Source organism: Flavobacterium sp. IC2-16, from assembly GCF_055521455.1.
Window position 1 is genome coordinate 338,511 of the sequence record NZ_CM145480.1, and the last position, 16,233, is coordinate 354,743.

A 16,233-nucleotide genomic window follows, 5' to 3' on the forward strand; every position below is an offset into this window, starting at 1 on the left:
CACCCCAACGATGTTAGAGCAGGAAAATATTATTGAATCTAGGTTATACTTATTAATCATACAACCTAAATGATATGTAAAAACACACAATTGTTCTTTCGGATCATTTTTGAAATATTTTTGGAAATATTAAAATAATGTTAATTAACAAATATGCAAAACTTTATCAATATAAAAAAACATAATTATCATTAAAATAAGTTTTTTTTTAACAATCATCATTAATTACCAAATTTCACTATTCTATAATCAAAAAAAGACCCCTTAAATAAGGGGTCTTTTTCATTGTTATCTACTATAAATTTAACGTTTCATTGAGAAATGCGATTTAAACACTCTCTCCGCATTGGTTGCCGGATCGATAAACTTAACCGTGAACCAGTAATCGGTTGATGGCAACGGTTGTCCGTTGTGTGTTCCATCCCATCCGTTTCCTGCCGGGGTAATTTGTTTTAACAACTTACCATAACGGTCGAAGATATAAATCTCTGCACTTGGTTGATCTTGTAAATCCCAAATGTTCCATGTATCGTTATATCCGTCATTGTTTGGCGTAAAGAAATGTGGATAATTAACCAAATATGTATTCTGTGTTAAGTTGGTACAGTTGTAAATATCCGTTACATGTACTTGATGCGGTCCTGGAGAAACATTGTTAAACACATTTGACTCTTGGTATGCACCACCGTCTAATGAGTACAAGTAATCTCCTGTTCCTCCGGTAACTACAGCTGTAATGGTTCCCATATCTAAGAAAGCTTCACTTGTAAACAAGTTCAAGCTAACTCCAACATCGTGACCCACTACCGTAGCCGTTGCTGGCTCCGATGTACATCCGGTTAGAATATTAGTTACTATAACACTGTATTCACCCAACTCGTCAGTCTCATCAACCAACACCGAGCTTCCTCCCACAATTGGGTTTCCATTCAAAGTCCAGTCGAATAAATAATCGGTATTACTCAATCCTGTATTCAACACCACTGAAGTAAAGGCTACTCCATTAGCATCAATACAAATCGTTCCGCCATTCAAAGTAACTATAGGAAGCGGATTCACTCGTACAATATAATCAGTACTTGCTCCTTCACATCCATTTAAAGTCGATTTAACTCGATAAGTCACATAACCTACCTGATTGGTTGAATTGAACAACTGTTGTACAATCACATATGGTACAGTTCCTGTTCCGTTAGAATATCCTGTAACATTCTGAACATTAACAACCTCCCATTCAATCTCTGCTCCTGTTAGAACAGGGAATGTATTTACACTAATATTGGTAGAATCTCCACTACAAATCTCATAGATTGGCGTAGGAATTGGTGTTCCTGGTACTGGATGAACTGTAATTACTCCTGTATCTACAGGTAATCCTGTACATCCATTTTTAATCGGAGTAATCTCAAACTGAATCGTTCCTGCTGAAGTTGCATTGGTTGCAATCAAAACTAAATCAATATGTCCATCCGAACTTGTTCCACTTGTTGCTCCACCTTGGACTTGAACATCAGTAGCATTAATTACCTGCCATGTAAATGTTGTTCCTGTCGGTAAAGCATTGGCTTCTATATGAACAGTCTCTCCCGTACATAAAGTATCGTCCTCAACAGTAACCGTAGAAATAACCGGTATTGGATTTACAATAACAGTAACTTGAACCGGAACTCCATCACAATTGTTGGCCGTTGGTAAAATACTATATGTAATTGAACCTGAAACCATCGGATCTACCAACTGAACAACGTCGTTGATATTAGCTTCGGTTCCACTCGAAGGATAACTTCCGTTTATATTACTCATCGTTGCCGACCAAGTAAAAGTAGTTGTTGAAATATTACTTCCTAAAACAAAATCCAAAGTACTTCCATCACAAACCGGTGTCGTAACTTGTGGAATTACTGTTGGTCTTGGAGCAATTTCAATACTTGTTGTTACCGGAACTGAAGAACAACCTCCACTTGCCGGAATAGTATAGGTTACAGTGTACGTTCCTGGAATACTTCCACTTGGCGTAACAGCTCCAGTTGTAGGATTTATACTTAATCCTGCAGGCGACGCACTATACACGCCTCCAGTATAAGCTCCAACTCCTCCACTTAACGTAACAGATTGAGGTGATGACACCGCCACACAATATAAACTTGGCGAATAACTGATGGTAGCTGTTGGTGCCAATGTAATCGTTAAGCTAGTAGTAGCTGTAACCGAAGCACATCCGCCACTTGCTGGAACTGTATAAGTTACCGTATAAGTTCCTGGTGTACTTGTACTTGGTGTAATAGCTCCTGTTACAGAATCAATTGTTAATCCTGCTGTTGAAGAATAAGTTCCACCTGTATAAGCACCTGTTCCTGTTAAAGTAACCGCCTGACCGGTTGTTAAACTCGTACAGAATGGTGTTCCTGCATAACTGATGGTAGCCGTTGGTGCCAATGTAATGGTTACACTAGTAGTAGCTGTAACCGATGCACATCCACCACTTGCTGGAACTGTATAAGTTACCGTATAAGTGCCCGGTGTACTTGTACTTGGTGTGATAGCTCCTGTTACAGAATCAATTGTTAATCCTGCTGTTGAAGAATAAGTTCCACCTGTATAAGCACCTGTTCCTGTTAAGGTAACCGCCTGACCGGTTGTTAAACTCGTACAGAATGGTGTTCCTGCATAACTGATGGTAGCTGTTGGCGCCAATGTAATGGTTACACTAGTAGTAGCTGTAACCGAAGCACATCCACCACTTGTCGGAACTGTATAAGTTACCGTATAAGTGCCCGGTGTACTTGTACTTGGTGTGATAGCTCCTGTTACAGAATCAATTGTTAATCCTGCTGTTGAAGAATAAGTTCCACCTGTATAAGCACCTGTTCCTGTTAAAGTAACCGCCTGACCTGTTGTTAAACTCGTACAGAATGGTGTTCCTGCATAACTGATGGTTGCTGTTGGTGCCAATGTAATGGTTACACTAGTAGTAGCTGTAACCGATGCACATCCGCCACTCGCTGGAACTGTATAAGTTACCGTATAAGTTCCTGGTGTACTTGTACTTGGTGTAACAGCTCCTGTTACAGAATCGATTGTCAATCCTGCTGTTGAAGAGTATGTTCCACCTGTATAAGCGCCTGTTCCAGTTAAGGTAACCGCCTGACCTGTTGTTAAACTTGTACAGAATGGTGTTCCTGCATAACTGATGGTAGCTGTTGGTGCCAATGTAATGGTTACACTAGTAGTAGCTGTAACCGAAGCACATCCGCCACTCGCTGGAACTGTATAAGTTACCGTATAAGTGCCCGGTGTACTTGTACTTGGTGTAATAGCTCCTGTTACAGAATCGATTGTCAATCCTGCTGTTGAAGAGTATGTTCCACCTGTATAAGCACCTGTTCCTGTTAAAGTAACCACCTGACCTGTTGTTAAACTCGTACAGAATGGTGTTCCTGCATAACTGATGGTAGCTGTTGGTGCCAATGTAATGGTTACGCTAGTAGTAGCTGTAACCGAAGCACATCCGCCACTTGCTGGAACCGTATAAGTTACCGTATAAGTGCCCGGTGTACTTGTACTTGGTGTAATAGCTCCTGTTACAGAATCGATTGTCAATCCTGCTGTTGAAGAGTATGTTCCACCTGTATAAGCACCTGTTCCTGTTAAGGTAACCACCTGACCTGTTGTTAAACTCGTACAGAATGGTGTTCCTGCATAACTGATGGTTGCTGTTGGTGCCAATGTAATGGTTACACTAGTAGTAGCTGTAACCGATGCACATCCGCCACTTGCTGGAACCGTATAAGTTACCGTATAAGTGCCCGGTGTACTTGTACTTGGTGTAATAGCTCCTGTTACAGAATCGATTGTCAATCCTGCTGTTGAAGAGTATGTTCCACCTGTATAAGCACCTGTTCCTGTTAAAGTAACCGCCTGACCGGTTGTTAAACTCGTACAGAATGGTGTTCCTGCATAACTGATGGTAGCCGTTGGTGCCAATGTAATGGTTACACTAGTAGTAGCTGTAACCGATGCACATCCACCACTTGCTGGAACTGTATAAGTTACCGTATAAGTGCCCGGTGTACTTGTACTTGGTGTGATAGCTCCTGTTACAGAATCAATTGTTAATCCTGCTGTTGAAGAATAAGTTCCACCTGTATAAGCACCTGTTCCTGTTAAGGTAACCGCCTGACCGGTTGTTAAACTCGTACAGAATGGTGTTCCTGCATAACTGATGGTAGCTGTTGGCGCCAATGTAATGGTTACACTAGTAGTAGCTGTAACCGATGCACATCCGCCACTCGCTGGAACTGTATAAGTTACCGTATAAGTTCCTGGTGTACTTGTACTTGGTGTGATAGCTCCTGTTACAGAATCAATTGTTAATCCTGCTGTTGAAGAATAAGTTCCACCTGTATAAGCACCTGTTCCTGTTAAAGTAACCGCCTGACCTGTTGTTAAACTCGTACAGAATGGTGTTCCTGCATAACTGATGGTTGCTGTTGGTGCCAATGTAATGGTTACACTAGTAGTAGCTGTAACCGATGCACATCCGCCACTCGCTGGAACTGTATAAGTTACCGTATAAGTTCCTGGTGTACTTGTACTTGGTGTAACAGCTCCTGTTACAGAATCGATTGTCAATCCTGCTGTAGAAGAGTAAGTTCCACCTGTATATGCACCTGTTCCTGTTAAGGTAACCGTCTGACCGGTTGCTAAACTCGTACAGAATGGTGTTCCTGCATAACTGATGGTAGCTGTTGGTGCCAATGTAATGGTTACACTAGTGGTAGCTGTAACCGAAGCACATCCGCCGCTCGCTGGAACTGTATAAGTTACCGTATAAGTTCCTGGTGTACTTGTACTTGGTGTAACAGCTCCTGTTACAGAATCGATTGTCAATCCTGCTGTAGAAGAATAAGTTCCACCTGTATAAGCACCTGTTCCTGTTAAGGTAACCGTCTGACCGGTTGTCAAACTCGTACAAAATGGTGTTCCTGCATAACTAATTGTTGCCGTTGGAACTTCTGTAATAGTAATATTAAAAGTACTACTTCCTACTGGACCGCAAACAGTAGCAGGTACAGTATAGGTTACAGTATAAGTACCTGGTATGCTAGTCGACAAGTTAATTTCACCAGTAGTAGCATTTAAACTCAATCCTACTGTTGAAGAGTAGGTTCCACCAGTTGTAAAACCTCCAACTTCTGTTGGTGTAGGATTAGTTGCATTCTGACATACCGGTGTTGGATAACTAAATCCGGTAACCGGAATATTTGTTGGGTTAATTGTAATTGACCCCGTTGTACTAAATGCAGCACAACCACCACTTGCCGAAATTGTATATGTAACGGTATAAGCACCAGGAGTACTCAATGATAAATCCACGTCACCAGTAGTTGTATTAATAACCAACCCTGCTGTTGAAGAGTAAGTTCCACCTCCAACTCCGGTTTGAGTTACCACTGCATTTCCAGGTCCTGCGCAATATGGTGAACCTACATAACTTATTGTAGCTGTTGGTGCCAATGTAATCGTTACGCTAGTAGTAGCTGTAATCGAAGCACATCCGCCACTCGCTGGAACTGTATAAGTTACCGTATAAGTTCCTGGTGTACTTGTACTTGGCGTGATATCTCCTGTTACAGAATCGATTGTCAATCCTGCTGTTGAAGAGTAAGTTCCACCTGTATAAGCGCCTGTTCCTGTTAAGGTAACCGTCTGACCGGTTGTCAAACTCGTACAGAATGGTGTTCCTGCATAACTGATGGTAGCTGTTGGTGCCAATGTAATCGTTACGCTAGTAGTAGCCGTAACCGAAGCACATCCGCCACTTGCCGGAACTGTATAAGTTACCGTATAAGTGCCCGGTGTACTTGTACTTGGTGTAATAGCTCCTGTTACAGAATCGATTGTCAATCCTGCTGTTGAAGAGTATGTTCCACCTGTATAAGCGCCTGTTCCTGTTAAGGTAACTGTCTGACCGGTTGTTAAACTCGTACAGAATGGTGTTCCTACATAACTGATGGTAGCTGTTGGTATAGGTGTAACCGTAATGGTTCCCGTTGTAGTAGCCGGTGGACACCCTCCGGTAGTCGTTACCGTATAGTTGAAGGTTCCACTTGCTGTTGGTGTACCACTGATGGTTACCGTATTGGCTGCCCATGATCCTGTTACTCCTGCCGGTAAGCCCGAGAACGTTGCTCCTGTTGCGCCAGTTGTAGCCAAAGTGATTGGCGTGATAGCCGTATTGATACAAACCGTTTGGCTTGTACCTGCTGCTATCGTGTTTTGTGGAGTAACCGTAATGGTTCCTGTGGTTGTAGCCGGTGGACATCCGCCGGTAGTCGTTACCGTATAGTTGAAGATTCCGCTTGCTGTTGGTGTACCACTGATGGTTACCGTATTGGCTGCCCATGATCCTGTTACTCCTGCCGGTAAGCCCGAGAACGTTGCTCCAGTAGCTCCTGTGGTAGCCAAAGTGATTGGGGTAATAGCCGTGTTGATACAAACCGTTTGGCTTGTTCCTGCTGCTATCGTGTTTTGTGGGGTAACCGTAATGGTTCCCGTTGTTGTAGCCGGTGGACATCCGCCGGTAGTCGTTACCGTATAGTTAAAGGTTCCACTTGCTGTTGGTGTACCACTGATGGTTACCGTATTGGCTGCCCATGATCCTGTTACACCTGCCGGTAAGCCCGAGAACGTTGCTCCGGTTGCACCCGTTGTAGCCAAGGTGATTGGCGTGATAGCCGTGTTGATACAAACCGTTTGGCTTGTTCCTGCTGCTATCGTGTTTTGTGGAGTAACCGTAATGGTTCCCGTTGTAGTAGCCGGTGGACATCCTCCGGTAGTCGTTACCGTATAGTTGAACGTTCCGCTTGCTGTTGGTGTACCACTGATGGTTACCGTATTGGCTGCCCATGATCCCGTTACTCCTGCCGGTAAGCCGGAGAACGTTGCTCCGGTTGCGCCCGTTGTAGCCAAAGTGATTGGCGTGATAGCCGTATTGATACAAACCGTTTGGCTTGTGCCTGCTGCTATCGTGTTTTGTGGTGTAACCGTAATGGTTCCCGTGGTTGTAGCCGGTGGACATCCGCCGGTAGTCGTTACCGTATAGTTGAATGTACCTGATGCTGTTGGAGTACCGCTAATGGTTACCGTATTGGCTGCCCATGATCCCGTTACGCCTGCCGGTAAGCCCGAGAACGTTGCTCCTGTAGCGCCCGTTGTAGCCAAAGTGATTGGGGTAATAGCCGTGTTGATACAAACCGTTTGGCTTGTACCTGCTGCTATCGTGTTTTGTGGGGTAATAGTAATATTGAAAGTACTACTACCTAAAGCACCACATGCCGATGCAGGATAAGTGTAAGTAACCGTATAAGTTCCCGGTGTACTTGAACTAGGTGTTATTTCTCCTGTTGTTCCATTCAATGTTAATCCTACTGTAGAGGTATACGTTCCTCCAGTAGTAAACCCAGGAACCGGAACAGGCATTTGATTTGCAGCATCATAACATACTGGTGTGGTATAACTGAATCCTGTTACCGGTACAATCATGGAATTAACCGTAATAGTTCCTGTGGTAGTAGCCGGTGGACATCCGCCGGTAGTCGTTACCGTATAGTTAAAGGTTCCACTTGCTGTTGGTGTACCACTGATGGTTACCGTATTGGCTGCCCATGATCCTGTTACTCCTGCCGGTAAGCCCGAGAACGTTGCTCCAGTAGCTCCTGTGGTAGCCAAAGTGATTGGGGTAATAGCCGTGTTGATACAAACCGTTTGGCTTGTTCCTGCTGCTATCGTGTTTTGTGGGGTAACCGTAATGGTTCCCGTTGTTGTAGCCGGTGGACATCCGCCGGTAGTCGTTACCGTATAGTTGAACGTTCCGCTTGCTGTTGGTGTACCACTGATGGTTACCGTATTGGCTGCCCATGATCCTGTTACACCTGCCGGTAAGCCCGAGAACGTTGCTCCGGTTGCACCCGTTGTAGCCAAGGTGATTGGCGTGATAGCCGTGTTGATACAAACCGTTTGGCTTGTTCCTGCTGCTATCGTGTTTTGTGGAGTAACCGTAATGGTTCCCGTTGTAGTAGCCGGTGGACATCCTCCGGTAGTCGTTACCGTATAGTTGAACGTTCCGCTTGCTGTTGGTGTACCACTGATGGTTACCGTATTGGCTGCCCATGATCCCGTTACTCCTGCCGGTAAGCCGGAGAACGTTGCTCCTGTTGCACCCGTTGTAGCCAAAGTGATTGGGGTAATAGCCGTGTTGATACAAACCGTTTGGCTTGTTCCTGCTGCTATCGTGTTTTGTGGAGTAACCGTAATGGTTCCTGTTGTTGTAGCCGGTGGACATCCGCCGGTAGTCGTTACCGTATAGTTGAACGTTCCGCTTGCTGTTGGTGTACCACTGATGGTTACCGTATTGGCTGCCCATGATCCTGTTACTCCTGCCGGTAAGCCGGAGAACGTTGCTCCAGTAGCTCCTGTGGTAGCCAAAGTGATTGGGGTAATAGCCGTGTTGATACAAACCGTTTGGCTTGTACCTGCTGCTATCGTGTTTTGTGGTGTAACCGTAATGGTTCCCGTGGTTGTAGCCGGTGGACATCCGCCGGTAGTCGTTACCGTATAGTTGAACGTTCCACTTGCTGTTGGTGTACCACTGATGGTTACCGTATTGGCTGCCCATGACCCTGTTACTCCTGCCGGTAAGCCGGAGAACGTTGCTCCGGTTGCGCCCGTTGTAGCCAAAGTGATTGGGGTAATAGCCGTGTTGATACAAACCGTTTGGCTTGTACCCGCTGCTATCGTGTTTTGTGGAGTAACCGTAATGGTTCCTGTTGTTGTAGCCGGTGGACATCCGCCGGTAGTCGTTACCGTATAGTTGAACGTTCCGCTTGCTGTTGGTGTACCACTGATGGTTACCGTATTGGCTGCCCATGATCCTGTTACACCTGCCGGTAAGCCCGAGAACGTTGCTCCGGTTGCACCCGTTGTAGCCAAGGTGATTGGCGTGATAGCCGTGTTGATACAAACCGTTTGGCTTGTACCTGCTGCTATCGTGTTTTGTGGTGTAACCGTAATGGTTCCCGTTGTAGTAGCCGGTGGACATCCTCCGGTAGTCGTTACCGTATAGTTGAAGGTTCCACTTGCTGTTGGTGTACCACTGATGGTTACCGTATTGGCTGCCCATGACCCTGTTACTCCTGCCGGTAAGCCGGAGAACGTTGCTCCGGTTGCGCCAGTTGTAGCCAAAGTGATTGGGGTAATAGCCGTGTTGATACAAACCGTTTGGCTTGTACCTGCTGCTATCGTGTTTTGTGGAGTAACCGTAATGGTTCCTGTTGTTGTAGCCGGTGGACATCCGCCGGTAGTCGTTACCGTATAGTTGAACGTTCCGCTTGCTGTTGGTGTACCACTGATGGTTACCGTATTGGCTGCCCATGACCCTGTTACTCCTGCCGGTAAGCCCGAGAACGTTGCTCCTGTTGCACCCGTTGTAGCCAATGTGATTGTCGTGATAGCCGTGTTGATACAAACCGTTTGGCTTGTTCCTGCTGCTATCGTGTTTTGTGGTGTAACCGTAATGGTTCCCGTTGTAGTAGCCGGTGGACATCCTCCGGTAGTCGTTACCGTATAGTTGAAGGTTCCACTTGCTGTTGGTGTTCCACTGATGGTTACCGTATTAGCCGCCCATGATCCCGTTACGCCTGCCGGTAAGCCGGAGAACGTTGCTCCGGTTGCGCCCGTTGTAGCCAAAGTGATTGGCGTGATAGCCGTGTTGATACAAACCGTTTGGCTAGTACCCGCTGCTATCGTGTTTTGTGGTCTTACAGTTATTGTACCAGTAGCTGTAGCATTAGGTACACAACCTCCAGAGGTTGTTACCGTATAGTTGAAGGTTCCACTTGCAGTTGGCGTTCCACTAATTGTGTATACACCTGCAGAATAATTACCAGAAACTCCAGCAGGTAAACCAGTAACAGTTGCACCAGTTGCACTTCCAGTAACACTGTAAGTTATATTAGTAATAGCACTATTAATACATACTGTTTGATTAGTTGTAGCTGCAGCAGATGTTAAAGTAATAATTGAAGCAGGGCTGACAGTAATATTAATTGTTTGTGGTAAACCAACACAACCTCCAGGTGAAGACGTTGGTGTAACAGTATACGTTACAATTTGATTAACTGCAGTAGTATTAACTAAAACATCTGTTATTGTAGCACCTGTTTGAGCAGTAGTACTTTCACCTGTAACATTTGGATTTGCTGTTGCTACCCATGAAAATGTTGAAGGTAAATCTGCAGTTAAAGAAAAGTTAGCATTTGTATTATTACATATTGTAGATGACGTTAAATTTGTCATTACAGGAGGCGTACAACACAAGAATGATGCAGGAGCTGTATCCGGTAAATCGGCTGTACAACCAATATTATTCCAGAAACCAAACTCACCATCTGCAAACGTTTTGATTGAAACACCACAATCTGTAGTACCTGCCCCACAATTTGCATTGCTCCCTGCGGTTAATGTAAACACTAAAGTATAATCAAATGTGTTCGTTCCACATGCTGGAAAGTTACCATCTCCATAAGTATTATCAGGATCTGTAGGATCCCCTCCTGTACAAGCACCAGTAGCTGGGTTGTATGATGATAGGAAATACCAACCTGCCGGCATCGCTGTTCCAGCTGGATAATATCCTGCTACGTTATAAGTTGCAGCTCCAGCAGGGAACCAGTTCCATGAACCAGCCGGTGTACCAGCACAAGCTCCGTAAGCACAAGGCGGACCAGGAGGACATGGCTGAATTACTCCATTAACATTTAAAGGAGTACTAACATTAAGAGGCATCCCTTGAGCATTAAAAGATGAAGGATCCCAACAATTTCCAAAAGTGGGCACAAAAGCACCTATATAGTTACAGTTAACCTGTTGAAAATTCGTTAAAGTATATTGATATGTAACTTGTTCACCAGCTTGATATGGTCCAGCTAAAGGAGACCCCATAGAAGTGGAAACAACTGTTAAAGCACTTGTTGTATTACAGGCACTATTATCACCATTTTGTGTAACACACAAATTAAAATTCCCTTGGGCACCTGTTGTATTAGAAACAGCTATTAAATAAGTGGTATTGGCTGCAATTGGAATATTATTCCCCGTTGCTGTTGTTCCGGAACCTTCAACACAGTTTACAATACTGAATGTAGAACAGTTATTAGTAAACAATGTAAATTCTGGAGTTCCCATAGTAGAACTCGTCACAGAAATGTTTAATGAAGCTGCTGCGGCTGATGTTGTAATAGAATACCAAACCGTTGGATTAGGTAAATCATAACAGTTGTTACCTGCAAAATCTGGTCCTGCACTAGCGCCGTTATTACAGTCGGTAACACAAGCTGCAGCACCTCCAACGGGATTTAATGTTAGAGTTGCCGGTGATGTACAAGCCTGATTGTCCACACAACTCGCAACAACTGCTGCATTAGTTACACAGGCAGACAATGTTCCAGTAGTAACATCTCCATTACTTGAAACAATAATCCAATATCTTGTTCCTGCAGTTAAACCATTAACAGTTCCGTTTATAGTGGTATAATTTCCTGCACCATCCACACAACCTTCAACAGAAAAAGTTCCGCCACAAGTTCCTGTACTTGATGATGCAACAACAAATTCTGGTCTAAAACCAGCAGCTGTTGCCGAAATATTAATAGTAGCACTAGGTCCTTGGGCCACAAACGTAAACCAAGTATCTAGAACCCCTTCTTCACATCCACCAGAACCAATATCATTTACAGTTCCCACAGATGAAGTAGCACAAGTACCACCTGTTAAATCGGAAACCGTAGTAGCAGTAGCACAAGTTTCCTGTGCTAATGATATTGAGGCAAAAAATAAAAGTAAACTCGCTAATAAAGTCTTACAATGAGTAATTCTTTCTATCATATCGAAGTTATTTAGTGATATATTTAATTGTAGTTAAAGCAATAAATCCTGCGGATTTAATTTTTTGCTTAGAAGGCAAGTATAATTTTGAAAATTCGTCCAAAATCAAATAAACATCTTCATTATCTTTTCTTTCAGTTTGAATTTTCTGGTATAGTGATTCTGTTAGAAAAACACTATACTCAGGTTTAGAAACTTGAATTTGATAAGTCCCTTCAATTTTTTTAAAATCGTTTTTCAACATTTGCTTTTCATTCATGAAATTGCCATTCGAATCACGATTTATTGGTGTTAATTCATTCCCGTAAACTTGGTATTTCTGTGAAAATGAAGTCGTCACAAATCCCAATACAAGAATTAAAACAAAACCAATTTTTTGTAGGTTAACGTAATTATTTTTCATACTAAAAAAATTATTAATGAAGTAACTGCTTATCTAAAACAGAATTACCCAAAATATTAAATTTATGTTAATTAACAAATATGCAAAACTTTATCAATAAAAAAAACATATTTAAAAAAATATTGAAATATTGTTACATTACCTTCAAAACCCCTCAAAAATTAGCACACAGCAGTGTTTTAATAAAACATTTTACCACTGTTTTGTTAAAAAGTTGTAAGGAAAAAAGTGACTTTTATCCGATTTTTTATTCAATTAAACGATTATTATCTATTCAGTTTTATTAATTATCTTTGCTCCTTAAATTCTTATAAACCAAAATCTGAATATGAATCACAACGACGATTTGAACGATCAATTAGGAGAGAATCACATAGCTACAAATACAGAAACACCTTTACGTCCTGACGCATTCGATATGTCTGACGAAGACAAAATAAATTCCATAAAAAAAGACGTAGAGAGCATAATGAACACACTTGGACTTGACTTGACAGACGACAGTCTTAAAGGAACTCCAAATCGTGTTGCCAAAATGTTTGTAAAAGAAATATTTGGCGGATTACATCCAAATAAAAAACCAAGTTCTTCAACTTTCGAAAACAAATACAAATACGGTGAAATGCTTGTAGAGAAAAACATTACCATCTACTCCACTTGCGAACATCACTTACTTCCAATTGTAGGGCGTGCTCACGTTGCCTATATTTCTAATGGAACGGTTGTTGGTTTATCGAAAATGAATCGTATTGTGGATTATTTTGCAAAACGCCCTCAAGTTCAAGAACGTCTTACCATACAAGTTGTTAGAGAACTACAACAAGTTCTTAATACAGAAGATGTGGCCTGCGTTATTGATGCAAAACATTTATGTGTTAACTCAAGAGGTATTCGCGATATTGAAAGCAGCACAGTAACTGCAGAATTTGGCGGTAAGTTCAAAGAGGAAAAGGTACGTCGTGAGTTTTTAGATTACATTAAGCTCGAAACCAATTTTTAATCAAATAATTATTGACATTAATCAATAATCCCATGCATCTATACCAAAATCAAGAATTAAAAGTATACAATTCATTAAGTGCCGAAAAAGAAGTTTTCAAACCTATTCACGATGGTCATATCGGAATGTATGTTTGTGGACCTACAGTTTATAGCAATGTTCACTTAGGAAATTGTAGAACGTTTATGTCTTTCGACATGATTTACAGGTATTTGAAGCATTTAGAATACAAGGTTCGTTATATCCGAAACATTACAGATGCGGGTCATTTAACCGATGACGGAAACATTGAAAACGATCGCTTTGTAAAACAATCACGTTTGGAGAAGCTTGAGCCAATGGAAGTGGTTCAAAAATATACAGTTGATTTTCATAAAATCTTGGAATTATTCAACTTACTTCCTCCTAATATCGAACCAACAGCTACTGGACACATTATTGAGCAGATTGAGTTAACTCAGAAGTTAATTGAGACTGGTTTTGCCTACGAAAGCAATGGTTCTGTGTATTTTGACGTATTAGAATACAATAAAAGAGGTCTTAATTACGGCGAATTAAGCAATCGAAATATCGATGAATTATTTGCAAACACACGTGATTTAGACGGACAAGACGAAAAAAGAAACGCACCGGATTTTGCGCTTTGGAAAAAAGCCACACCAGCTCACATTATGCGTTGGAACTCACCTTGGGGCGTAGGCTTTCCAGGTTGGCATCTAGAATGTACAGCCATGAGTACCAAATATCTTGGTGATCAATTCGATATACATGGCGGTGGAATGGATTTAAAATTTCCACACCACGAATGTGAAATTGCACAAGGAAAAGCTTGCAACGGAACCGAACCTGTTAAATATTGGATGCACGCTAACATGCTTACCATGAATGGGCAACGAATGAGTAAATCTACCGGAAACTATATCCTTCCGATGGAATTATTTAATGGTGAAAACACTTTTTTCGAAAAACCTTTCCCGCCACATGTAGTTCGTTTTTGTTTCTTACAAGCACATTACAGAAGCATTTTAGACATTTCGAACGATGGGATGTTGGCTAGCGAAAAAGGATTTAACCGATTAATGGAGGCTATTTCTAATTTATCCAATATCCAATCAAGCAATACGTCCAGCATTGATATCACTTCATGGAAACAATCATGTTATGATGCCATGAATGATGATTTTAACACGCCTATTTTAATTGCACAACTGTTTGAAGCTGTTCGATTTATCAACTTAATAAAAGATGGTAAAGAAACCATTTCTGAAACCGATTTAACCCTGCTTAAAAACACTATGCATTCGTTTGTTTTTGAAGTTTTAGGATTACGCACCGAATCGGCCACCAATGAAGATGCGGGTAAATTAGATGGCGTAGTTAACATGCTTATTGAAATGCGAAACGAAGCCAGAGCAAATAAAAATTGGGCATTGTCTGATGAGATAAGAGATAAATTATTAGCTCTTGGAATTCAACTTAAAGATGGCAAAGAAGGAACTTCCTTTATTGTACAATAACAATCCGTAAACGAAATGATGATTGAAACAGTCATCATTTTTTTATTATGCTAAAATCTATTTTAATATTTCCTTTTTTGCTTTTGATACGGTTTTATCAAGTAGCTATTTCTCCATACACCCCTGGAGTTTGCCGCTATTCCCCTACTTGCTCTCATTATACTGTTGATGCTTTAAAAAAACACGGATTATTAAAGGGTGGTTGGCTAGCAATTAAACGCATTAGCAGTTGTCATCCATGGGGAGGCAGTGGTTACGACCCCGTTCCATAAATTTTCTAATTAAATTAACTTGATTTAATAGTCTGACTATTTTTCATTTATTATTTTTACCAAAATAACACTTACATTTTCACTATGACACATACGTTATATACGGTTTGGAATCCATCGGAAGGCATAGATTTAGGCTTTTTTATGATTCGTTTTTACAGCTTAATGTTTATAGTTGCCTTTGGCTTAGGCTGGTATATCATGAAACATATATACGAAAGAGAAGGCGAATCGCTTGAAAAATTAGATTCATTATTTATCTATACCGTTTTTGCAACATTGTTGGGCGCTCGACTTGGACATGTGTTTTTTTACGATTGGGATTATTTCAAAAATCACAAACTAGAAATTTTATTACCATTTCGATTTGAGCCACACTTTGAGTTCACTGGATTTGCCGGATTAGCCAGTCATGGTGCAGCTATTGCTATTATTTTAGTAATGTATTATTACAGTAAAAAAATCATCCACAAACCCATGCTTTGGATTTTAGATCGCATTGTTATACCGGTTTCCAGTGGTGCCATTTTTGTTCGTTTAGGGAATTTTTTCAACTCGGAAATTGTTGGAAAAGAAACGAATTCTTCGCTTGGAATTAAATTTATTAGAGACCAATATACTGCAAGAGAAGCAATTGAAAAAACAGGCATTCCAAATGCTAATGAAGCGTATAAAGCAATTGAAACAAATCCGCAATATGCCGAATTACTTAACAATGTAGTTGTAAAACATCCGGCGCAATTATACGAAGCCGCTGGTTATGTAGTTGTATTTGCTATTTTGTTTTATTTATACTGGAAAACCAATGCTAGAGAGAAACAAGGATATCTATTTGGCTTATTTTTAGTAATGCTATGGACTATTCGTTTTCTAGTTGAGTTTGTAAAAGAAAGTCAAGGTGGTTTTGAGAGCGCTCTAGGTGTTTTTTCGACCGGTCAATGGCTAAGCCTACCTTTCATAGCAATTGGGGCTTATTTGGTTGCAAAAGCTACTAAAAAAGCATAATACTTTTCACTATACAATATCCCTTAAAAAAGACTGCACATGCAGTCTTTTTTTTTATGGAGTAAACTCTAGGTTCCTTCATGGCATAGAACC

The 16,233-nt window shown here is 41.5% G+C and carries 6 protein-coding genes; 4 read left to right on the forward strand and 2 right to left on the reverse strand.

The window, feature by feature from the left end; all coding sequences use genetic code 11:
- Positions 1 to 303: 303 nt before the first annotated feature.
- Both ACZ1JT_RS01500 and ACZ1JT_RS01505 read right to left on the reverse strand, forming a co-directional pair.
- Positions 304 to 11,943 (reverse strand): PKD-like domain-containing protein, encoded by an 11,640-nt coding sequence (locus ACZ1JT_RS01500; protein ID WP_465094402.1) that lies wholly within the window; start codon positions 11,941 to 11,943, stop codon positions 304 to 306.
- Between the two features lie 7 nt (positions 11,944 to 11,950).
- Complete coding sequence (locus ACZ1JT_RS01505; protein WP_465094403.1) at positions 11,951 to 12,346, reverse strand: hypothetical protein; 396 nt, start codon at positions 12,344 to 12,346, stop codon at positions 11,951 to 11,953.
- A gap of 328 nt (positions 12,347 to 12,674) precedes the next feature.
- Here ACZ1JT_RS01505 and folE point away from each other — a divergent pair, with 328 nt between their 5' ends.
- The 4 genes from folE to lgt all read left to right on the forward strand — a co-directional run bounded on the left by folE (position 12,675) and on the right by lgt (position 16,140).
- Positions 12,675 to 13,346 carry a GTP cyclohydrolase I FolE gene (folE, locus tag ACZ1JT_RS01510; protein ID WP_465094404.1) on the forward strand — a complete coding sequence of 224 codons (672 nt, stop codon included), beginning with the start codon at positions 12,675 to 12,677 and terminating at the stop codon, positions 13,344 to 13,346.
- A gap of 32 nt (positions 13,347 to 13,378) precedes the next feature.
- Positions 13,379 to 14,863 carry a cysteine--tRNA ligase gene (gene cysS / locus ACZ1JT_RS01515; protein ID WP_465094405.1) on the forward strand — a complete coding sequence of 495 codons (1,485 nt, stop codon included), beginning with the start codon at positions 13,379 to 13,381 and terminating at the stop codon, positions 14,861 to 14,863.
- Between the two features lie 47 nt (positions 14,864 to 14,910).
- The gene (gene yidD / locus ACZ1JT_RS01520; protein ID WP_465094406.1) at positions 14,911 to 15,135 is read left to right on the forward strand and encodes a membrane protein insertion efficiency factor YidD; all 225 of its coding nucleotides are present in this window, start codon (positions 14,911 to 14,913) and stop codon (positions 15,133 to 15,135) included.
- 84 nt (positions 15,136 to 15,219) lie between these two features.
- Positions 15,220 to 16,140 (forward strand): prolipoprotein diacylglyceryl transferase, encoded by a 921-nt coding sequence (lgt, locus tag ACZ1JT_RS01525; RefSeq protein ID WP_465094407.1) that lies wholly within the window; start codon positions 15,220 to 15,222, stop codon positions 16,138 to 16,140.
- Positions 16,141 to 16,233: the final 93 nt, after the last annotated feature.